This is a genomic window from Streptococcus gwangjuensis, assembly GCF_028156745.1.
Lineage (GTDB): Bacteria > Bacillota > Bacilli > Lactobacillales > Streptococcaceae > Streptococcus > Streptococcus gwangjuense_A.
Genome location: NZ_JAODJG010000038.1, coordinates 63140 through 83479 on the forward strand (window position 1 = coordinate 63140; position 20340 = coordinate 83479).

Annotated in this window: 20 protein-coding genes; 12 read left to right on the forward strand and 8 right to left on the reverse strand. The window is 40.8% G+C overall.

The window, feature by feature from the left end; genetic code table 11:
* Positions 1 to 9: 9 nt before the first annotated feature.
* The 6 genes from N5909_RS07645 to N5909_RS07670 all read right to left on the reverse strand — a co-directional run bounded on the left by N5909_RS07645 (position 10) and on the right by N5909_RS07670 (position 4074).
* The gene (locus N5909_RS07645; RefSeq protein WP_020901411.1) at positions 10 to 651 is read right to left on the reverse strand and encodes a redox-sensing transcriptional repressor Rex; all 642 of its coding nucleotides are present in this window, start codon (positions 649 to 651) and stop codon (positions 10 to 12) included.
* Positions 652 to 733: 82 nt separating this feature from the next.
* The gene (locus N5909_RS07650; RefSeq protein ID WP_000462491.1) at positions 734 to 949 is read right to left on the reverse strand and encodes a DUF4649 family protein; all 216 of its coding nucleotides are present in this window, start codon (positions 947 to 949) and stop codon (positions 734 to 736) included.
* A 7-nt stretch (positions 950 to 956) separates the two neighbouring features.
* Positions 957 to 1304: a DUF1831 domain-containing protein gene (locus N5909_RS07655; protein ID WP_000863540.1), complete on the reverse strand. Its 348-nt coding sequence runs from the start codon at positions 1302 to 1304 to the stop codon at positions 957 to 959.
* 4 nt (positions 1305 to 1308) lie between these two features.
* Positions 1309 to 2424 carry a cysteine desulfurase family protein gene (locus N5909_RS07660; protein ID WP_271631073.1) on the reverse strand — a complete coding sequence of 372 codons (1116 nt, stop codon included), beginning with the start codon at positions 2422 to 2424 and terminating at the stop codon, positions 1309 to 1311.
* A gap of 9 nt (positions 2425 to 2433) precedes the next feature.
* Positions 2434 to 3393, reverse strand: coding sequence for a ribose-phosphate diphosphokinase (locus tag N5909_RS07665; protein WP_001283818.1), 960 nt, complete (start codon positions 3391 to 3393; stop codon positions 2434 to 2436).
* Between the two features lie 111 nt (positions 3394 to 3504).
* Positions 3505 to 4074: a CYTH domain-containing protein gene (locus tag N5909_RS07670; RefSeq protein ID WP_049551860.1), complete on the reverse strand. Its 570-nt coding sequence runs from the start codon at positions 4072 to 4074 to the stop codon at positions 3505 to 3507.
* A 128-nt stretch (positions 4075 to 4202) separates the two neighbouring features.
* Here N5909_RS07670 and N5909_RS07675 point away from each other — a divergent pair, with 128 nt between their 5' ends.
* The 8 genes from N5909_RS07675 (at position 4203) to N5909_RS07710 (ending at position 11868) form a co-directional block, all read left to right on the forward strand.
* Positions 4203 to 4874, forward strand: coding sequence for a GTP pyrophosphokinase (locus N5909_RS07675; RefSeq protein WP_049551859.1), 672 nt, complete (start codon positions 4203 to 4205; stop codon positions 4872 to 4874).
* Positions 4858 to 5676: an NAD kinase gene (locus N5909_RS07680; protein WP_000799056.1), complete on the forward strand. Its 819-nt coding sequence runs from the start codon at positions 4858 to 4860 to the stop codon at positions 5674 to 5676. Before N5909_RS07675 ends, N5909_RS07680 begins: the two co-directional genes overlap by 17 nt.
* Entirely contained in the window at positions 5673 to 6569 is an 897-nt protein-coding gene (locus tag N5909_RS07685) for an RluA family pseudouridine synthase (protein ID WP_271631074.1), read from the forward strand. The genes N5909_RS07680 and N5909_RS07685 overlap by 4 nt, the downstream gene beginning before the upstream one ends.
* A gap of 43 nt (positions 6570 to 6612) precedes the next feature.
* Complete coding sequence (pta, locus tag N5909_RS07690) at positions 6613 to 7587, forward strand: phosphate acetyltransferase (protein ID WP_000451571.1); 975 nt, start codon at positions 6613 to 6615, stop codon at positions 7585 to 7587.
* 189 nt (positions 7588 to 7776) lie between these two features.
* Positions 7777 to 8952: an A/G-specific adenine glycosylase gene (gene mutY / locus N5909_RS07695; protein ID WP_271631075.1), complete on the forward strand. Its 1176-nt coding sequence runs from the start codon at positions 7777 to 7779 to the stop codon at positions 8950 to 8952.
* Between the two features lie 55 nt (positions 8953 to 9007).
* A complete protein-coding gene (gene yycF / locus N5909_RS07700) occupies positions 9008 to 9715 on the forward strand; it encodes a response regulator YycF (protein WP_033681745.1) in 708 nt (235 codons plus the stop codon).
* A complete protein-coding gene (gene vicK / locus N5909_RS07705; RefSeq protein ID WP_033681746.1) occupies positions 9708 to 11057 on the forward strand; it encodes a cell wall metabolism sensor histidine kinase VicK in 1350 nt (449 codons plus the stop codon). The genes yycF and vicK overlap by 8 nt, the downstream gene beginning before the upstream one ends.
* Position 11058: 1 nt before the next feature.
* Positions 11059 to 11868, forward strand: coding sequence for an MBL fold metallo-hydrolase (locus N5909_RS07710; protein WP_033681747.1), 810 nt, complete (start codon positions 11059 to 11061; stop codon positions 11866 to 11868).
* 31 nt (positions 11869 to 11899) lie between these two features.
* On the opposite strand, the gene N5909_RS07715 is transcribed toward N5909_RS07710, so the two are convergent.
* Positions 11900 to 12247 carry a thioredoxin gene (locus N5909_RS07715; protein WP_000434637.1) on the reverse strand — a complete coding sequence of 116 codons (348 nt, stop codon included), beginning with the start codon at positions 12245 to 12247 and terminating at the stop codon, positions 11900 to 11902.
* A gap of 112 nt (positions 12248 to 12359) precedes the next feature.
* Positions 12360 to 14078, reverse strand: a complete 1719-nt coding sequence (locus N5909_RS07720; RefSeq protein ID WP_271631076.1) for a phospho-sugar mutase — start codon at positions 14076 to 14078, stop codon at positions 12360 to 12362.
* A gap of 153 nt (positions 14079 to 14231) precedes the next feature.
* Here N5909_RS07720 and N5909_RS07725 point away from each other — a divergent pair, with 153 nt between their 5' ends.
* The 4 genes from N5909_RS07725 (at position 14232) to ligA (ending at position 20306) form a co-directional block, all read left to right on the forward strand.
* Complete coding sequence (locus N5909_RS07725) at positions 14232 to 16133, forward strand: ABC-F family ATP-binding cassette domain-containing protein (RefSeq protein ID WP_153219552.1); 1902 nt, start codon at positions 14232 to 14234, stop codon at positions 16131 to 16133.
* Positions 16134 to 16135: 2 nt separating this feature from the next.
* A complete protein-coding gene (locus N5909_RS07730) occupies positions 16136 to 16999 on the forward strand; it encodes a MutR family transcriptional regulator (RefSeq protein WP_153219551.1) in 864 nt (287 codons plus the stop codon).
* A 78-nt stretch (positions 17000 to 17077) separates the two neighbouring features.
* Positions 17078 to 18256, forward strand: a complete 1179-nt coding sequence (locus N5909_RS07735; RefSeq protein ID WP_153219550.1) for an MFS transporter — start codon at positions 17078 to 17080, stop codon at positions 18254 to 18256.
* Positions 18257 to 18347: 91 nt separating this feature from the next.
* Complete coding sequence (ligA, locus tag N5909_RS07740) at positions 18348 to 20306, forward strand: NAD-dependent DNA ligase LigA (protein WP_153219549.1); 1959 nt, start codon at positions 18348 to 18350, stop codon at positions 20304 to 20306.
* Positions 20307 to 20340 lie beyond the last annotated feature (34 nt).

The following is a 20340-nucleotide window of genomic DNA, read 5'->3' on the forward strand; positions in this document are numbered from 1 at the left end:
TTTCGCTTTCTAATCCTCTTTTCGCATGAAGTAGAGGAGGGTTTGGAGTTCACTTGTCAAATCGACATACTGAACGACCACGTCTTTTGGTAAATGCAGATGGACTGGTGAAAAACTGAGAATTCCTTTCACGCCAGCATCAACCAAGAGATTAGCAACCTCTTGTGACTTAACGCTGGGAACGGTCAGGATTGCAGTCTTCACATCAGCATCCTTGATTTTTTCCTTGATTTGAGAAATCCCGTAAATGGGAATCCCGTCAGGAGTTTGGGTACCGACCTCAGGATGGTCATCTAGGTCAAAGGCCATGATAATCTTCATCTTGTTACGCTCGTGGAAGCGGTAGTGGAGAAGGGCATGGCCCATATTTCCAATACCCACAAGCATGACATTGGTGATGGAGTTATCATTGAGCAAATCGGCAAAAAACGTCATCAGTTTTTTGACATCATAGCCAAAACCACGACGACCTAGTTCACCAAAATAGGAAAAATCACGACGAACTGTCGCTGAATCAATACCAATGGCCTCTGCAATTTGTTTAGAGTTGGCACGTTCAATCTTTTCTGCATGAAATCTCTTAAAAATTCGATAGTAGAGAGAGAGTCTTTTCGCTGTAGCTTTTGGAATAGCAGACTGTTTATCTTTCACAAAATCACAACCTTTCTATTCTTCTATTTTATAGAAACATTGTGAAAAAATCAACAAAAACAAGAAAAAACTAAGAAAAATCTTAGTTTTGATGTAAAAAATCTGCATGTGATAGAAAACGGTAGAGGTCTCCGACCAGTCCTTGATAAACTTCCTGCCCCTTAAAAGTCAAAGAAGTCACATAAAGTGTATCTGGTAGGGTTACACATCCTGACAGAGCCAGCATGAGAGCTTCGTAATCCTCATACTTGAGAGTTCGCTCTACATGATAGCTGTCCTTATAGGTCAGTTCAAACATATGGGACCTATCTTTCAGATTTTGTAAAGACACCACGTTCTACTAAACTATCCATGAGGAAATAGAATTTTTCCTGATGAATGTGGTGGTCTTCTGATTTGAAAATATCAACTAGACGTAGTCCAAACTTGTCAGTGATATTGATTTTAGCACCTGTAAGTTCCTTGTTAATAATGATTTTCAGTTGGAATCCTTCACCGCTGTTTGGCACTTTTTCCAAAAGGCGAGTCAGTTCATAGTTACCAACCTTAGTCTCAAAAAAGGTGTTGTCTTTGAGGGTGAATTTTTTAACAGAAGGGCTAAGAGTGTAGTCGTAACGACAATTTTTTAACTGAATGGTTTTTTCAAATGCCATATGGCTAACCTCCGATAATTTCTTTTAAGTTTTTTGCGAGGGTTTGTAGGTCTTCAACAGTATTTTGTGGCGAGAGACTGATACGAACGGATTCCTTCAAGCGGTCTGAATTTGCTCCGTACATGGCTTCAAGAACATGGCTGGATTGGACAATACCAGCAGTGCAGGCTGAACCAGTAGAGATAGAAATTCCAGCTAAATCTAGACGAAGGAGTAAGAGGTCATTTTTCTGGCCAGGAAATCCAATATTGAGAACATAAGGGAGATGGTGTTCTCCTCTATTCAGGTAATACTGAAATCCTTCTAGCTCTGCCAGAAAGGCAGTTTCTAGATTTTGTACATGTTGAAAATGTTCTTCTTGTTTTTCTAGGTCTTCTTTTAGGGCTGCAACCATGCCTACGATGGCAGCCAAATTTTCAGTCCCTGCACGTTTTTTCTGTTCTTGGTCTCCGCCATGGAGATAGGAATCAAAGTCCATGCTAGATGCGTAGAGAAAGCCGATTCCCTTAGGACCATGGAATTTGTGGGCCGAAGCAGTGAGAAAATCAATGCCCAATTCTTCTGGGTGAATAGGGATTTTTCCAATAGCTTGAACTGCATCGACATGATAGGCGGCTGGGTGTTGCTTGAGTATTTGGCCAATTTCAGCAATGGGCAGTAGGTTTCCTGTCTCATTATTGGCAAACATGGTAGAAACCAAAATCGTATCGTCACGTAAAGCTTTCTGAATTTGTTGGGCTGTGATTTCTTGATTTTCCGGATGGATAATGGTTGCTTCAAACCCAAAGTGTTGAACCAAGTAATCAATGGTTTCAAGAACGGCATGGTGCTCAATGGCAGTTGTGATGATATGTTTTCCTTGCTCTTGGTGACGAAGGCAGTAACCAATGATAGCAGTATTGTTGCCTTCAGTCCCGCCAGAAGTGAAAAATATATGTTGAGGTTTTGTCCCCAGTAACTGAGCTAGTTCCTGACGGGCTTCTCGCAAGAGTTTGCCAGCTTGACGACCATGACCATGAATACTAGAAGGATTTCCGTGAGTTTCTTGCATAACCTTGGTCATAGTTGAAATAGCAACTGCTGACATTGGAGTCGTTGCAGCATTGTCCAAATAAATCAAAGAATCACCTTATTTCTTTTTATTGTAGGCAAAGAGTGGGCTGACTGGTTTTCTTTCGTGGATACGGACGATGGCATCACCAATTAACTCACTAGCAGTGATGTAGCATACGTTTTTAGGAGTTTTTTCTTTTGTTGCTACTGAATCAGTCACAAGAATTTCTTTAATATTAGTATTGTCAAGAAGTTCAGCAGCTCCCTCGACGAAGAGACCGTGGCTAGAAACAGCATAAATTTCTGTAGCTCCTTCACGTTCAACGATTTTAGCAGCTTCAGAGAAGGTACGGCCTGTATTTAAAATATCATCGATCAAGATAGCTTTCTTACCTTCAACATCACCGATGATATAGCCTTCGTTGCGAGTTGCATCGTCTTGAGGGTAGTCGATAATGGCGATAGGAGCATCAAGATATTCAGCCAGGCTACGAGCGCGTTTCACACCTGAATTCTTAGGGCTAACAACAACAACATCTGAACCAAGTAAGCCCTTATCGCAATAATGTTTTGCAAATAGAGGAACTGTGAAGAGGTTGTCAACAGGAATGTCAAAGAAGCCTTGAACCTGAACGGCATGCAAATCAAGCGTAAGGATACGATCGACACCAGCCTTAACTAGCATATTGGCAACTAGTTTTGCTGTAAGTGGCTCACGAGGTGAAGCAATACGGTCTTGACGTGCATAACCAAAATATGGAAGGACTACGTTGATACTGTGGGCACTAGCGCGCACACAAGCGTCGACCATGATTAACAATTCCATTAGGTGGTTGTTAACAGGGAAACTTGTTGATTGGATGATGTACACATCATAACCACGGACACTTTCTTCAATATTCACTTGGATTTCTCCGTCTGAAAATTGACGTGATGATAGTTTTCCAAGTGGGACACCAACAGCTTGAGCAATTTTCTGTGCAATCTCTTGGTTAGAGTTGAGTGCGAAAAGTTTCATGTTTTTTCTATCTGACATTATAGACCGTCCTCTGTAAACTTTTTAAATCCTAGTCATATCTGCCTAGCCTATATGAACAGGGATTTTTGTATTTTATCTTTTCTATTTTACCAAAAAATAGAGATTATTTCAGCTATTTTTCATGCTTTTGACAAATCGAACCAATTTTGAAGGAGCTTTTTGGTAGGAAATCTGATTATCCTCTAAAAATTGTTGGAAATCCTGTTTGCCTTGCTCGTGATTCTCAACTTCAAGCTCTAATTCGTAATCTGTAATATCAAAGTACTGACTTTTATCCAGCGCCATGAGACCAATAGCTGTTTGCATTTCATAGCGAAGAGTTGTTAGACAACCAAGAATCTGCCATTCACAAGTTTTAATATCATGTTTCGCCAATTCATCCAGTACTAGCCCTTGAGGAAGTTCTTTCTTGCTCAGATAGTTTTCAGCATCTTTTAGTTGCAATGTTTGATTGTATTCCATGTTTCCAACACTTTGCGGGACTTTGAGTGTCAATTCTGCCCAGTCTTCAAAGGTTCGAATGCGCATAGCAACTTTCTTTTCTCGCAGTTCAAAATCAGGTGTGTCTATGTAGTAATTTTTTTGAAGAACAGGAGTGACACCTGTGAACTGGTCTTTTAGACGATTGTATTCATCTTTTTTCAAGAGTGTTTTCAATTCAATTTCTAAATGTTTCAATTTTCTTACCTTTTCTTTATCGTTGAAAGCGGATTTATGGTATAATAAGCATTGTATTTATTGTATATGAATCTGGAGAAAAAATCAAAGATATTTTTGAAGGATAATATGAGAACAAGGGAGAATATATGACCTTAGAATGGGAAGAATTTCTAGATCCTTACATTCAAGCTGTTGGTGAGTTGAAAATTAAACTTCGTGGTATTCGTAAGCAATATCGTAAACAAAATAAGCATTCTCCGATTGAGTTTGTGACTGGTCGAGTCAAGCCAATTGAAAGCATTAAGGAAAAAATGGCTCGTCGTGGCATTACTTATGCGACCTTAGAGCACGATTTGCAGGATATTGCTGGCTTGCGTGTGATGGTTCAGTTTGTAGATGACGTCAAGGAAGTAGTGGAAATTTTGCGCAAACGTCAGGACATGCGAATCATACAGGAGCGAGATTACATTACTCATCGAAAATCCTCAGGCTATCGTTCCTATCATGTGGTAGTAGAATATACGGTTGATACCATCAATGGAGCCAAGACCATTTTGGCGGAAATTCAGATTCGTACCTTGGCCATGAATTTCTGGGCAACAATAGAACATTCTCTCAACTACAAGTACCAAGGGGATTTCCCAGAGGAAATTAAAAAGAGACTGGAAATTACCGCCAAAATTGCCCATCAGTTGGATGAAGAAATGGGTAAAATTCGAGATGATATTCAGGAAGCTCAGGCTCTTTTTGATCCTTTGAGTAGAAAATTAAATGACGGTGTAGGAAACAGTGACGATACAGATGAAGAATACAGGTAAACGAATTGACCTGATAGCCAATAGAAAACCGCAGAGTCAAAGGGTTTTGTATGAATTGCGAGATCGTTTGAAGAGAAATCAGTTTATACTCAATGATACCAATCCGGACATTGTCATCTCCATTGGTGGGGATGGTATGCTCTTGTCGGCCTTTCATAAGTACGAAAACCAACTTGATAAGGTCCGCTTCATTGGTGTTCACACTGGACATTTGGGCTTCTATACAGACTACCGTGATTTTGAGTTGGACAAACTAGTGACTAATTTGCAGCTAGATACCGGAGCAAGAGTCTCTTACCCTGTTCTGAATGTGAAGGTCTTTCTTGAAAATGGTGAAGTGAAGATTTTTAGAGCACTAAATGAAGCCAGTATCCGCAGGTCTGATCGAACCATGGTGGCGGATGTTGTGATTAACGGTGTCCACTTTGAACGTTTTCGTGGAGATGGGCTAACAGTTTCGACACCGACTGGTAGTACAGCCTATAACAAATCACTTGGCGGAGCTGTTTTACACCCTACCATTGAAGCTTTGCAATTAACGGAAATTGCTAGCCTTAACAATCGTGTTTATCGAACGCTGGGTTCGTCCATTATTGTTCCTAAGAAGGATAAGATTGAACTTATTCCAACAAGAAACGATTACCATACCATTTCGGTTGACAATAGCGTTTATTCTTTCCGCAATATTGAGCGAATTGAGTATCAAATAGACCATCATAAGATTCACTTTGTAGCGTCGCCGAGCCACACCAGTTTCTGGAATCGTGTTAAAGATGCTTTCATCGGCGAGGTGGACGAATGAGGTTTGAATTTATCGCAGATGAACATGTCAAGGTTAAGACCTTCTTGAAAAAGCACGAGGTTTCTAAGGGACTTCTGGCCAAGATTAAGTTTCGAGGTGGAGCTATTCTGGTCAATGACCAACCGCAAAATGCAACGTATCTATTGGATATTGGAGACAAAGTTATTATTGATATTCCTGCTGAGGAAGGCTTTGAAACTCTTGAAGCTATCGAGCGCCCACTGGATATTTTCTATGAGGATGACCATTTTCTAGTCTTGAATAAACCATATGGAGTGGCTTCTATTCCTAGTGTCAACCACTCCAATACTATCGCCAATTTTATCAAGGGTTACTACGTCAAGAAAAACTATGAAAATCAGCAGGTTCACATTGTGACTAGACTTGATCGTGACACTTCTGGCTTGATGCTCTTTGCTAAGCACGGCTATGCCCATGCACGATTAGACAAGCAGTTGCAGAAGAAGTCCATTGAAAAACGCTACTTTGCTTTGGTTAAAGGTGATGGACACTTGGAGTCAGAGGGGGAAATTATTGCTCCTATTGCGCGTGATGAAGACTCCATTATCACCAGAAGAGTGGCTAAAGGTGGAAAGTATGCCCATACATCATATAAGATTGTAGCTTCTTATGGGAATATTCACCTGGTCGATATTCGCCTGCATACTGGTCGAACCCACCAAATCCGAGTCCATTTTTCTCATATTGGTTTTCCTTTGTTGGGAGACGATTTGTATGGCGGTAGTCTGGACGACGGCATCCAACGTCAGGCCCTGCATTGCCATTACCTATCTTTTTATCATCCATTTTTAGAGCAAGACTTGCAGTTAGAAAGTCCCTTGCCGGATGATTTTTGCAACCTTATTACCCAGTTATCAACTAATACTCTATAAAAACTGTTTCAGAGTATAATTATTATCTTAAAGGAGAAAACTCATGGAAGTTTTTGAAAGTCTCAAAGCCAACCTTGTTGGTAAAAATGCTCGTATCGTTCTCCCTGAAGGGGAAGAACCTCGTATTCTTCAAGCGACTAAACGTCTGGTAAAAGAAACAGAAGTGATTCCTGTTTTGCTTGGAAATCCTGAAAAAATTAAAATTTATCTTGAAATCGAAGGTATCGAGGATGGTTATGAAGTCATCGACCCTCAACACTACGATAAATTTGAAGAAATGGTTGCTGCCTTGGTAGAGCGTCGCAAGGGCAAAATGTCTGAAGAAGATGCACGCAAGGTTTTGGTTGAAGATGTCAACTACTTTGGTGTTATGTTAGTTTACTTGGGCTTGGTTGATGGAATGGTATCAGGTGCGATTCACTCAACTGCTTCAACAGTACGTCCAGCCCTTCAAATCATTAAAACTCGTCCAAATGTAACGCGTACTTCTGGTGCCTTCCTCATGGTTCGTGGTACGGAACGTTACCTATTTGGAGACTGTGCTATCAATATCAATCCAGATGCAGAAGCCTTGGCTGAGATTGCAATCAACTCGGCAATCACAGCTAAGATGTTTGGCATCGAACCTAAAATTGCCATGCTGAGCTATTCTACTAAAGGTTCAGGATTTGGTGAAAGCGTTGATAAGGTTGTTGAAGCAACTAAAATTGCTCACGACTTGCGCCCTGACCTTGAAATCGATGGTGAGTTGCAATTTGATGCAGCCTTTGTTCCTGAAACTGCAGCTCTGAAAGCTCCTGGAAGTACGGTAGCTGGTCAAGCAAATGTCTTTATCTTCCCAGGTATCGAGGCAGGAAATATCGGCTACAAGATGGCTGAACGTCTTGGTGGTTTTGCAGCTGTTGGGCCTGTTCTACAAGGTTTGAATAAGCCAGTTAACGACCTATCTCGTGGATGTAATGCTGATGATGTTTATAAGTTGACTCTCATCACAGCAGCTCAAGCTGTTCATCAATAATATTTAGTCCTCTTTCCCCTTGGAAAGAGGCTTTTTATACTCAATGAAAATCAAAGAGCAAACTAGGAAACTAGCCGCAGGCTGTACTTGAGTACGGCAAGGCGACGTTGACGTGGTTTGAATTTGATTTTCGAAGAGTATTAATACTAGGAAAAGGACAGTTAGAATCTTCTGTGTTATACTAGATATATGTTAGATTTGAAACAATACGGTATCGTCATGTGGCCGGAGGAGAAAATCACTTCTTTTCGTGAGAAACTTCTCACTTGGTATGATGAAAATAAAAGAGATTTGCCGTGGCGTAGGAGTAAAAATCCTTATCATATTTGGGTGTCTGAAATTATGCTCCAGCAGACTAGGGTAGATACGGTTATTCCTTATTACGAACGATTCTTGGACTGGTTTCCAACAGTTAAAAGTTTGGCAACAGCTCCTGAAGAACGTTTGTTGAAGGCTTGGGAAGGCTTGGGTTATTATTCTAGAGTTCGCAATATGCAGGCTGCAGCCCAGCAGATTATGACTGACTTTGGTGGTCAATTTCCACATACCTATGAAGGAATTTCCAGCTTGAAAGGAATTGGACCTTACACAGCAGGAGCCATTTCCAGTATTGCTTTTAACTTACCTGAGCCAGCTGTAGATGGTAATGTCATGCGGGTTTTGGCGCGTCTGTTTGAAGTCAATCACGATATTGGCATTCCAAGTAATCGCAAAATTTTTCAGGCAATGATGGAAATCTTGATTGACCCAGAGCGTCCGGGTGACTTTAATCAAGCCTTGATGGACTTGGGCTCAGATATTGAGGCTCCTGTAAATCCCAGACCAGAAGAAAGCCCAGTTAAGGACTTTAGTGCGGCATATCAGAATGGCACAATGGACCGTTATCCAATCAAGGCTCCCAAGAAAAAGCCAGTTCCCATTTATCTCAAAGCCTTGGTGGTCAAAAATACTCAGGGACAATTTTTACTTGAAAAAAATGAAAGCGAAAAGCTATTGGCAGGCTTTTGGCATTTCCCTTTGATAGAAGTTGATAACTTTTCGCAAGAAGAGCAGTTTGACCTCTTTCATCAGGTTGCAAAAGAAAATGTTAAGTTTGGTCCCAGTCCAGAGGAGAGTTTTCAGCAGGACTATGACTTAGAAGTTGATTGGCTTGATATTTATTTTGAGACTGTTAAGCATATCTTTAGTCATCGCAAGTGGTATGTTCAAATTGTAGCAGGTCAAGTGACTGACTTTCATAACTTTTCAGATAGGGAAGTTCGCTGGCTTTCACCAGAAGAGTTTAAGAATTACCCACTTGCCAAACCCCAACAAAAAATCTGGCAGGCTTATGCACAAGCCAACTTAGACAGTAGCAAAGACTAGCTATTGTGTCTTCTTTTTATTTTTTTGGTATAATAGTAGAGAAAAAGGTGAACAAATGAAAAAAATATTAATTGTAGATGATGAAAAACCAATCTCGGACATTATCAAGTTTAATATGACCAAGGAAGGTTACGAGGTTGTAACTGCTTTTAATGGTCGTGAAGCACTAGAACAATTTGAAGCAGAGCAGCCAGATATTATTATTCTGGATTTGATGCTTCCGGAAATTGATGGCTTAGAAGTTGCTAAGACTATTCGCAAGACTAGTAGTGTTCCTATTATCATGCTGTCAGCTAAAGATAGCGAATTTGACAAGGTTATCGGTTTAGAGCTTGGAGCAGATGACTATGTGACTAAACCCTTTTCAAATCGTGAGTTGCAGGCACGTGTCAAAGCTCTTCTTCGTCGCACGGACTTGGCTTCTGTAGATAATCAAGAGTCTGATGAAAAGAAAACTCAGCCCTTACAAATTGGGGACTTGGAGATTGTGCCAGATGCCTATGTTGCTAAGAAATACGGCGAAGAACTAGACTTAACCCACCGCGAATTTGAGCTTTTGTACCACTTGGCGTCTCATATTGGTCAAGTGATTACACGTGAACATTTGCTTGAAACGGTCTGGGGTTATGATTATTTCGGAGATGTTCGGACTGTTGACGTAACTATCAGACGTTTGCGTGAGAAGATTGAAGATACACCTAGTCGTCCAGAGTATATCCTAACACGTCGTGGTGTTGGTTATTATATGAGAAATAATGATTGAATTGATTAGAAAAAATATTCTTACTAGTGATTTTATCTTCATTTTAATTTTATTGGGTTTTATCTTGATTGTTACCTTGCTCTTACTAGAAAATCGGCGGGATAATATTCGGTTGAAGCAAATTAATCAAAAAGTTAAAGACTTGATTGCAGGAGATTATTCGCAGGTATTGGATATGCAGGGAAGCTCTGAAATCACTAATATTACCAATAATCTTAATGATTTATCAGAAGTAATCCGTTTGACCCAAGAAAATCTGGAACAAGAGAGTAAACGATTGCACAGTATCCTCTCATACATGACAGACGGAGTCCTTGCGACCAATCGTCGTGGCAAGATTACTATGATTAATGACATGGCTAAGAAACAGCTAGGTGTTCAAAAAGAAGAGGTTCTCAATAAAAGTATTCTAGAATTGCTTAAGATTGAAGATGAGTATGAACTTCGTGATTTGATTACCCAAGTTCCTGAGCTTATGATTGATTCTCAGGATGACAATGGTGAATATCTGAGCCTTCGTGTACGCTTTGCCTTGGTTCGTCGAGAATCAGGCTTCATTTCTGGTCTGGTTGCAGTTTTACACGATACGACGGAGCAGGAGAAGGAAGAACGCGAACGGAGACTCTTTGTTTCGAACGTTAGTCATGAGCTACGGACACCTCTGACCAGCGTAAAATCCTATCTTGAAGCCTTGGATGAGGGTGCCTTGTCAGAACCTGTAGCACCAGATTTTATAAAGGTGTCTCTAGACGAAACGAATCGTATGATGCGGATGGTGACAGATCTTCTCCATCTTTCACGTATTGACAATGCAACCAGTCATCTAGATGTGGAACTGATTAACTTCACTGCCTTTATTACTTTTATTCTCAACCGTTTTGATAAGATGAGGGGACCAGATGAAGAGAAAAAATATGAATTGGTGAGAGATTATCCGATTACCTCTGTCTGGATTGAAATTGATACAGACAAGATGACACAGGTAATTGATAATATTCTCAACAATGCCATCAAGTATTCTCCAGATGGTGGGAAAATCACAGTGACCATGAAGACGACTGATGATCAGATGATTTTATCCATCTCAGACCAAGGATTGGGTATTCCTAAGCAGGATTTGCCACGTATCTTTGACCGTTTTTATCGTGTGGATCGTGCTAGAAGTCGTGCCCAAGGTGGTACAGGTCTGGGACTGTCTATTGCCAAAGAAATTATCAAACAACATAATGGCTTTATTTGGGCCAAGAGTGAATACGGTAAGGGATCAACCTTTACCATTGTGCTCCCTTATGATAAGGATGCAGTGAAAGAAGAAGTATGGGAGGATGAAGTAGAAGACTAGAATGAGTGAAACAGGCTTTAAATACAGTATTTTAGCGTCGGGTTCCAGTGGAAATTCCTTTTATCTGGAAACTCCAAAAAAGAAACTTTTAGTGGATGCCGGCTTGTCTGGTAAAAAGATTACTAGCCTACTTGCTGAAATTAATCGCAAACCAGAAGACTTGGATGCCATCTTGATTACGCATGAGCATTCAGACCATATCCATGGAGTGGGTGTTTTGGCTCGCAAGTATGGTATGGATCTTTATGCCAATGAAAAAACTTGGCAAGCTATGGAAAATAGCAAGTATCTTGGCAAGGTAGATTCTTCTCAGAAGCACATCTTTGAAATGGGCAAAACCAAAACTTTTGGAGATATCGATATCGAGAGTTTTGGTGTAAGCCATGATGCAGTCGCACCGCAGTTTTATCGCTTTATGAAGGATGATAAGAGTTTTGTCATGCTGACTGATACAGGTTATGTGAGTGACCGTATGGCAGGGATTGTCGAAAATGCAGATGGCTATCTTATCGAGTCCAATCATGATGTAGAGATTTTGCGAGCAGGTTCTTACGCTTGGCGACTCAAACAACGAATCCTATCGGATCTCGGTCACCTTTCTAACGAGGACGGTGCTGAAGCAATGATTCGGACACTTGGGAATCGCACTAAGAAAATCTACCTTGGACATTTATCTAAGGAAAATAATATCAAGGAACTGGCTCACATGACCATGGTCAATCAGCTAGCCCAAGCTGATTTAGGTGTAGGAGTAGACTTTAGGGTTTACGATACCTCACCAGATACCGCAACACCATTGACAGATATATAAAAAGAAGGCAAGTGCCTTCTTTTTATATATTTTACAATCCAGCAAATTCTTTGATTTCTTGTGCTGACATTGAAGAGTCGCAACGGACATTGATTTGGCCATCTGCAATGTGAACGAAGCCTGGTACAGTTGGAATTCCATAGCGTGAGCGGAATTCTTGTAACTCATTGAGTTGGCTTGGTTCTTCACTGTTGATGAAGTAGATGTGAGCTTTGGTTTCAGCTACGACACCTGCCAAGGTACCAGCAAATTTACGGCAGTAAGGGCAAGTTTTGCGACCGATAAAGAAGGTTGCAGTTTCTTTTTTATCAAGAGCTTCTTGCGCACGCGCAACTGTAGTGACTTCAAGATCTTTGATGTTATCTAAAAATTGTTCCATGAGATTACCTCGCTTTCATTGATAAGTCTAGTATGCCATAAAGTTTCTAAAATTGCTTAGATTTGATACGAAAAAAAGATGAGATTGGTTGGTCTCATCTTTATATAGGGCCTTATTTTACAAAATCATTGATTTCTGCTTCGATATTAGCAATCTTAGCTTGTGATTCTTCGTTGGTTTCACCTACAACTGCAATGTAGAACTTGATTTTTGGTTCTGTCCCTGAAGGGCGAACGGCAATCCATGAACCGTCAGCAAGTGTGTATTTCAACACATCACTTGGAGGAGTTGTCAAGTTTGTAACAGTGCCGTCAGCAGCAGTAGCTGTTTGGGCTTTGAAGTCTTCTACGACAGTGATAGCTGTTGCATTCCATTCTTTTGGAGCATTGTTGCGGAATTTAGCCATAATTGCTTTGATTTGCTCAGCACCATCGACACCTGAAAGAGTAACAGAGATTGTTTTTTCTGCATAGTAGCCGTACTCTTTGTAGATTTCTTCGATACCGTCTGCAAGTGTCAAACCACGTGAACGATAGTAGGCAGCAAGTTCAGCAACGACTAGAACAGCTTGGATAGCGTCTTTATCACGTACGAATGGTTTAATCAAATAACCGAAGCTTTCTTCAAACCCCATCATGTAAGTGTGATTGTGTTTTTCTTCGAATTCTTGGATTTTTTCAGCGATAAATTTGAAACCTGTCAAAACGTTGAACATGGTTGCGCCGTAGCTTTCAGCAATTTTCGTTACCAAGTCAGTTGATACGATAGATTTGCAAAGGGCTGCATTTTCAGGAAGAGTTCCAGCATTTTTGTGGGCTTCCAAGATGTATTTAGCCATGATAGCACCGATTTGGTTACCTGAAAGGTTGAGGTAGCTACCATCTTTTTGAAGAACTTCAACACCAACACGGTCAGCATCTGGGTCAGTTGCCACAAGAACATCTGCACCAACTTGACGACCAAGTTCTTCAGCAAGGGCAAAGGCTGCTTGGCTTTCTGGGTTTGGAGATTTTACAGTTGAGAAGTCTGGATCAGCAGTTGCTTGTTTTTCAACGACTTGAACAGAGTCAAATCCTGCTTGGGCAAGAGCACGACGAGCCAACATTTCACCAGTACCATGAAGTGGTGTGTAGACAATTTTCATGTCTTTACCAAATTCTTCAATCAAGGCTGGGTTGATGTTTACGTCTTTAACCTCTTTAAGATATTCTACGTCAACAGCTTCGCCGATAACTTCAATCAAGCCAGAAGCTTTTTCAGCTTCCACATCAGCAACTTCAACTGCAAATGGATTTTCGATTGCACGGATATAAGTAGTCAAAGCGTCCGCGTCGTGTGGAGGCATTTGTCCACCGTCTTCACCGTAAACCTTGTAACCGTTAAATGGTGCAGGGTTATGACTAGCTGTAACCATGATACCTGCGAAACAGTTGAGGTGACGAACTGCAAATGATAGTTCTGGAGTTGGACGAAGGCTTTCAAATACGTAAGATTTGATGCCATGTTTAGCAAGAACTGCTGCAGATTCAAAGGCAAACTCAGGTGAGAAGTGACGGCTATCGTAAGCAATTGCCACACCACGTTCTTTTTCATTTCCACCTTTTGACTCAATCAAACGAGCCAATCCTTCAGTTGCTTGGCGAACAACGTAGATGTTGATGCGGTTTGTACCAGCTCCAATCAAACCACGCATACCTGCAGTACCAAATTCAAGATTTGTATAGAAGGCATCTTCCTTTGTTTTTTCGTCCATATTTTCCAAATCTTGACGAAGGTAGTCAGGAAGCTCCGCAAAATCAACCCATTTCTGGTAATTTTCTTGGTAAGACATTAACATTCTCCTTTTTGTAAATTGTTTTAACCGTTCACATTATAGCACTTTTTAGCGTTTTAGTAAAACGGTAGCATAATTTTCAGAAAAGTGGTGTCATATGCCGGTTTATCAAGTCTTGAATGCCTTAGGGAAACATGCTATACTGTTTGTATGATTATTTTACAAGCTAATAAAATTGAACGTTCTTTTGCAGGAGAGGTTCTTTTTGATAATATTAACCTGCAAGTTGATGAACGAGATCGGATAGCCCTTGTTGGGAAAAATGGTGCAGGTAAGTCTACTCTTTTGAAGATTTTAGTTGGAGAAGAGGAGCCGACTAGTGGAGAAATCAATAAGAAAAAAGACATTTCTCTGTCTTATCTAGCCCAAGATAGCCGTTTTGAGTCTGAAAATACCATCTACGATGAGGTGCTTCATGTCTTTGATGACTTGCGTAGAACGGAGAAACAACTTCGTCAGATGGAGCTGGAGATGGGTGAAAAGTCTGGTGAGGACTTGAATAAGCTGATGTCAGATTACGACCGCTTATCTGAGAATTTTCGCCAAGCAGGTGGATTTACCTATGAAGCTGATATACGAGCGATTTTAAATGGATTCAAGTTTGACGAATCTATGTGGCAGATGAAAATTGCTGAGCTTTCTGGCGGCCAAAATACTCGCTTGGCTCTAGCCAAAATGCTTCTTGAAAAACCAAATCTCTTGGTTTTGGACGAGCCAACCAACCACTTGGATATCGAAACCATTGCCTGGCTAGAGAATTACTTGGTAAATTATAGCGGTGCTCTCATTATTGTCAGCCACGACCGTTATTTCTTGGATAAGGTTGCGACGATTACGCTGGATTTGACCAAGCATTCTTTGGATCGCTATGTGGGGAATTACTCTCGTTTTGTTGATTTGAAAGAACAAAAACTAGCTACTGAGGCAAAAAACTATGAAAAGCAGCAGAAGGAGATCGCTGCTCTGGAAGACTTTGTCAACCGCAATTTAGTCCGAGCTTCAACGACTAAACGTGCCCAATCTCGCCGAAAACAACTGGAAAAAATGGAACGTTTGGACAAGCCTGAGGCTGGTAAGAAAGCAGCCAATATGACCTTCCAGTCTGAAAAAACGTCTGGTAATGTTGTATTGACTGTTGAAAATGCAGCTATTGGCTATGATGGGGAAGTACTGTCAGAGCCTATCAACTTAGACCTTCGTAAGATGAATGCTGTTGCTATTGTTGGAGCAAACGGCATTGGAAAGTCAACCTTTATCAAGTCTATTATGGAGCAGATTCCTTTTATCAAGGGTGAGAAGCGCTTTGGGGCTAATGTTGAGGTGGGTTACTATGACCAAACCCAAAGCAAGCTGACAGCAAGTAATACTGTACTGGATGAACTCTGGAATGATTTTAAACTGACACCAGAAGTTGAAATCCGTAACCGCCTAGGTGCTTTCCTTTTCTCAGGAGATGATGTCAAAAAATCAGTCGGCATGCTGTCAGGTGGCGAAAAAGCTCGTTTGCTTTTAGCTAAATTGTCCATGGAAAACAACAACTTCCTGATCCTTGACGAGCCAACCAACCACTTGGATATTGATAGCAAGGAAGTGCTAGAAAATGCCTTGATTGACTTCGATGGAACTCTTCTATTTGTCAGCCACGACCGTTACTTTATCAATCGTGTGGCAACTCATGTACTGGAATTGTCAGAGAATGGATCGACTCTCTACTTGGGAGATTACGATTACTATGTTGATAAAAAGGCTGAAATGGAAGTCGGTCTGACAGAAGAAGCTTCAACTAACAATCAAGCAAAAGAAGCAAGTCCAGTTAATGACTATCAAGCTCAGAAAGAAAGTCAAAAAGAAGTTCGCAAGCTCATGCGACAAATCGAAAGTCTAGAAGCTGAAATAGAAGAGTTAGAAAGTCAAAGCCAAGCCATTTCTGAACAAATGTTGGAAACAAACGATGCCGAAAAACTCATGGAATTGCAGGCTGAGCTGGACAAAATCAGCCACCGTCAGGAAGAAGCTATGCTTGAGTGGGAAGAATTATCAGAGCAGGTGTAAAGATGGAACATCTTGGAAAAGTATTTCGTGAATTTCGGACAAGTGGAAATTATTCTTTAAAGGAGGCTGCAGGCGAGTCCTGCTCTACCTCTCAGTTATCTCGCTTTGAGCTTGGGGAGTCTGACCTAGCAGTCTCACGGTTCTTTGAGATTTTGGATAACATTCATGTTACAATCGAAAATTTCATGGATAAGGCAAGGGATTTTCATAATCATGAACATGTGTCTATGATGGCGCAGATTATCCCACTTTACTACTCAAATGATATTTCAGGTTTTCAAAAGCTTCAAGAAGAGCAACTTGAAAAGGCTAAGAGTTCGACAAATCCTCTCTATTTTGAGCTGAACTGGATTTTGCTACAAGGTCTGATTTGTCAAAGAGATGCGACTTATGAGATGAAGCAGGATGATTTGGATAAGGTAGCAGATTATCTCTTCAAAACAGAAGAATGGACCATGTATGAGTTGATTCTTTTCGGTAACCTCTATAGTTTCTACGATGTGGATTATGTCACTCGGATTGGTAGAGAAGTTATGGAGAGAGAAGAATTTTACCAAGAGATTGGTCGCCATAAGAGATTAGTGTTGATTTTGGCCCTCAATTGTTACCAGCATTGTTTAGAGCATCTTTCTTTTGAAAATGCAAGTTATTTTGAGACTTATACAGAGAAGATTATTGGTAAAGGGATCAAACTGTATGAGCGTAATATTTTCCATTATCTAAAAGGCTTTTCCTTGTACCAAAAAGGACAGTGTAAAGAAGGGTGTAAGCAGATGCAAGAAGCTATGCATATTTTTGACGTGCTAGGTCTTCCAGAGCAAGTAGCCTACTATCAGGAACACTACGAGAAATTTGTCAAAGATTAATTTTCCCAAATATGGGAAAAATGAGAAACTCCTCCAAGTTTTGATACAATAGTTTCAAAATTTGAGAGGAGTTTTTATATGAATCGCTATGCCGTACAGTTGATTAGTCGCGGAGCTGTTAACAAGATAGGGAATATGCTCTATGATTATGGAAATAGTGTCTGGTTGGCTTCCATGGGAACTATCGGACAGACAGTTTTAGGAATGTATCAGATTTCTGAGCTCGTCACATCCATTCTCGTAAATCCTTTTGGCGGAGTTGTTTCAGACCGTTTTTCTCGTCGTAGGATTTTAATGGCGACGGATCTTGTTTGCGGGATTCTTTGCCTGGCTATTTCTTTTATAAGGAATGATAGCTGGATGATTGGAGCTTTGATTTTTGCCAATATTGTTCAGGCTATTGCTTTTGCCTTTTCTCGTACAGCCAATAAAGCTATCATAACTGAAGTGGTGGAGAAAGATGAGATTGTGATCTATAATTCTCGCTTAGAGCTGGTTTTGCAGGTTGTAGGTGTTAGCTCTCCTGTTCTTTCCTTCCTTGTTTTACAGTTTACAAGTCTCCATCTGACGCTCTTACTAGATGCTTTGACTTTTTTCATAGCATTTGTTCTAGTGGCCTTACTTCCAAAAGAAGAACCAATGGTTCAAGATAAGAAACCTTTTACTGGGAAAGATATTTTTGCGGATATCAAGGATGGCTTGCACTATATCTGGCATCAAAGAGAGATTTTCTTTCTCCTGTTAGTGGCTTCCAGCGTTAATTTCTTTTTTGCAGCTTTTGAATTTCTACTTCCCTTTTCGAATCAGCTTTACGGGTCAGAAGGAGCCTATGCAAGTATTTTAACTATGGGGGCTATTGGTTCCATCATTGGGGCTCTTCTAGCTAGTAAAATTAAAGCTAATGTTTATAATCTTTTGATTTTACTGGCTTTGACAGGTGTCGGAGTTTTTATGATGGGATTACCACTGCCAACTTTTCTTTCCTTTTCTGGAAATTTAGTTTGTGAATTGTTTATGACGATTTTTAATATTCACTTTTTTACTCAAGTACAAACCAAGGTTGAGAGCGAATTTCTTGGGAGAGTTCTAAGTACAATTTTTACCTTAGCTATTCTATTTATGCCTATTGCAAAAGGATTTATGACAGTCCTGCCAAGTGTACATCTCTCTTCTTTCCTGATAATTGGAAGTGGTGTTATCATCTTGTCTTGTATATCGTTTATTTATGTTCGAACTCATTTTGAAAAAGAGACATAAGTTTGCTTGGACTTCAAAAATAATTCCAATCTAAGTGTTTTTCCGCCCTTCTCGTTTGTGAGGAGGGCTTGTTTTATGGTAAAATGGTTTTATGAATAAAAGAATGAATGAGTTAGTCGCCTTGCTCAATCGCTATGCGACTGAGTATTATACCAGCGATAATCCCTCGGTTTCAGACAGTGAGTATGACCGTCTTTACCGTGAGTTGGTCGAGTTAGAAACTGCCTATCCAGATCAAGTGTTAGCAGACAGTCCGACCCATCGTGTTGGTGGTAAGGTTTTAGATGGTTTTGAAAAATACAGTCATCAGTATCCTCTTTATAGTTTGCAGGATGCTTTTTCACGTGAGGAGCTTGAAGCTTTTGATGCGCGTGTTCGTAAGGAAGTGGCTCATCCAACCTATATTTGTGAGCTGAAAATCGATGGTTTGTCTATCTCGCTGACTTATGAAAAGGGGATTTTAGTTGCTGGGGCAACACGTGGAGATGGTTCTATTGGTGAAAATATCACAGAAAATCTTAAGCGTGTTAAGGATATTCCTTTGACCTTGCCAGAAGAACTAGATATCACAGTTCGTGGGGAATGTTATATGCCACGCGCTTCTTTTGACCAGGTCAACCAAGCTCGCCAAGAAAATGGAGAACCTGAATTTGCTAATCCTCGTAATGCAGCGGCAGGAACACTGCGTCAGCTGGATACAGCAGTAGTTGCCAAGCGTAATCTTGCAACGTTTCTCTATCAAGAAGCCAGCCTCTCAACTCGTGACAGCCAAGAAAAGGTCTTAATGCACCTTGAACAACTAGGTTTTGTGGTCAATCCTAAGCGAATATTGGCTGAAACCATAGATGAAATCTGGGACTTTATTCAAGAAGTAGGACAGAAACGGGAGAAACTGCCTTACGATATCGATGGGGTGGTGATCAAGGTAAACGACCTAGCAAGTCAAGAAGAACTCGGCTTTACCGTTAAGGCTCCAAAGTGGGCAGTGGCCTACAAGTTCCCAGCTGAAGAAAAAGAAGCTCAACTCTTATCAGTTGATTGGACAGTTGGCCGTACGGGTGTTGTAACCCCAACTGCCAATTTAACACCAGTACAATTAGCTGGTACAACTGTTAGCCGTGCGACCCTGCACAATGTGGATTATATTGCTGAAAAAGATATCCGTAAAGATGATACGGTTATCGTCTATAAGGCTGGTGACATCATCCCTGCCGTTTTACGTGTAGTAGAGTCCAAACGGATTTCTGAAGAAAAACTAGATATCCCTACAAACTGCCCAAGTTGTGACTCTGATTTGTTGCACTTTGAAGATGAAGTGGCCCTCCGTTGTATCAATCCGCGTTGTCCTGCTCAAATCATGGAAGGCTTGATTCACTTTGCTTCTCGTGATGCTATGAATATTACAGGCCTTGGTCCATCTATTGTTGAGAAACTATTTGCTGCCAATCTAGTCAAGGATGTGGCAGATATTTACCGTTTGCAAGAAGAGGATTTCCTCCTTTTAGAGGGGGTCAAGGAAAAGTCTGCTTCTAAACTGTATCAAGCCATTCAAGCATCTAAGGAAAATTCTGCCGAGAAGCTCTTGTTTGGTTTGGGAATTCGCCATGTCGGAAGCAAGGCCAGTCAGCTGTTACTCCAACATTTCCATTCGATTGAAAATCTGGCTCAGGCAGATCCAGAGGAAGTGGCTAGTATTGAAAGTCTGGGTGGTGTGATTGCCAAGAGTCTCCAGACATATTTTGCGACAGAAGGCTCTGAAATTCTCCTCAGAGAATTGAAAGAAGCTGGGGTCAATCTGGATTATAAAGGTCAGACAGTAGTAGCGGATGCAGCCTTGTCAGGCTTGACCGTTGTATTGACAGGAAAATTGGAACGGCTCAAGCGCTCAGAAGCTAAAAGTAAACTCGAAAGTCTGGGTGCCAAGGTAACAGGCAGTGTTTCTAAAAAGACCGACCTCATTGTGGCAGGTGTAGATGCTGGAAGTAAACTTCAAAAGGCACAAGAACTTGGTATCGAAGTTCGAGATGAAGCTTGGCTAGAAAGTCTGTAATGATCGTTTAAAAACAGAGTTTAGACAGTATAAC

Bases quoted from the DNA above. Each gene is read 5' to 3' on its own strand.
- N5909_RS07650 (WP_000462491.1), bottom strand. From the start codon at position 949: ATGTTTGAACTGACCTATAAGGACAGCTATCATGTAGAGCGAACTCTC.
- N5909_RS07655 (WP_000863540.1), bottom strand. From the start codon at position 1,304: ATGGCATTTGAAAAAACCATTCAGTTAAAAAATTGTCGTTACGACTAC.
- N5909_RS07665 (WP_001283818.1), bottom strand. From the start codon at position 3,393: ATGTCAGATAGAAAAAACATGAAACTTTTCGCACTCAACTCTAACCAA.
- N5909_RS07675 (WP_049551859.1), top strand. From the start codon at position 4,203: ATGACCTTAGAATGGGAAGAATTTCTAGATCCTTACATTCAAGCTGTT.
- N5909_RS07680 (WP_000799056.1), top strand. From the start codon at position 4,858: ATGAAGAATACAGGTAAACGAATTGACCTGATAGCCAATAGAAAACCG.
- N5909_RS07685 (WP_271631074.1), top strand. From the start codon at position 5,673: ATGAGGTTTGAATTTATCGCAGATGAACATGTCAAGGTTAAGACCTTC.
- pta (WP_000451571.1), top strand. From the start codon at position 6,613: ATGGAAGTTTTTGAAAGTCTCAAAGCCAACCTTGTTGGTAAAAATGCT.
- mutY (WP_271631075.1), top strand. From the start codon at position 7,777: ATGTTAGATTTGAAACAATACGGTATCGTCATGTGGCCGGAGGAGAAA.
- yycF (WP_033681745.1), top strand. From the start codon at position 9,008: ATGAAAAAAATATTAATTGTAGATGATGAAAAACCAATCTCGGACATT.
- vicK (WP_033681746.1), top strand. From the start codon at position 9,708: ATGATTGAATTGATTAGAAAAAATATTCTTACTAGTGATTTTATCTTC.
- N5909_RS07710 (WP_033681747.1), top strand. From the start codon at position 11,059: ATGAGTGAAACAGGCTTTAAATACAGTATTTTAGCGTCGGGTTCCAGT.
- N5909_RS07715 (WP_000434637.1), bottom strand. From the start codon at position 12,247: ATGGAACAATTTTTAGATAACATCAAAGATCTTGAAGTCACTACAGTT.
- N5909_RS07720 (WP_271631076.1), bottom strand. From the start codon at position 14,078: ATGTCTTACCAAGAAAATTACCAGAAATGGGTTGATTTTGCGGAGCTT.
- N5909_RS07725 (WP_153219552.1), top strand. From the start codon at position 14,232: ATGATTATTTTACAAGCTAATAAAATTGAACGTTCTTTTGCAGGAGAG.
- N5909_RS07730 (WP_153219551.1), top strand. From the start codon at position 16,136: ATGGAACATCTTGGAAAAGTATTTCGTGAATTTCGGACAAGTGGAAAT.
- N5909_RS07735 (WP_153219550.1), top strand. From the start codon at position 17,078: ATGAATCGCTATGCCGTACAGTTGATTAGTCGCGGAGCTGTTAACAAG.
- ligA (WP_153219549.1), top strand. From the start codon at position 18,348: ATGAATAAAAGAATGAATGAGTTAGTCGCCTTGCTCAATCGCTATGCG.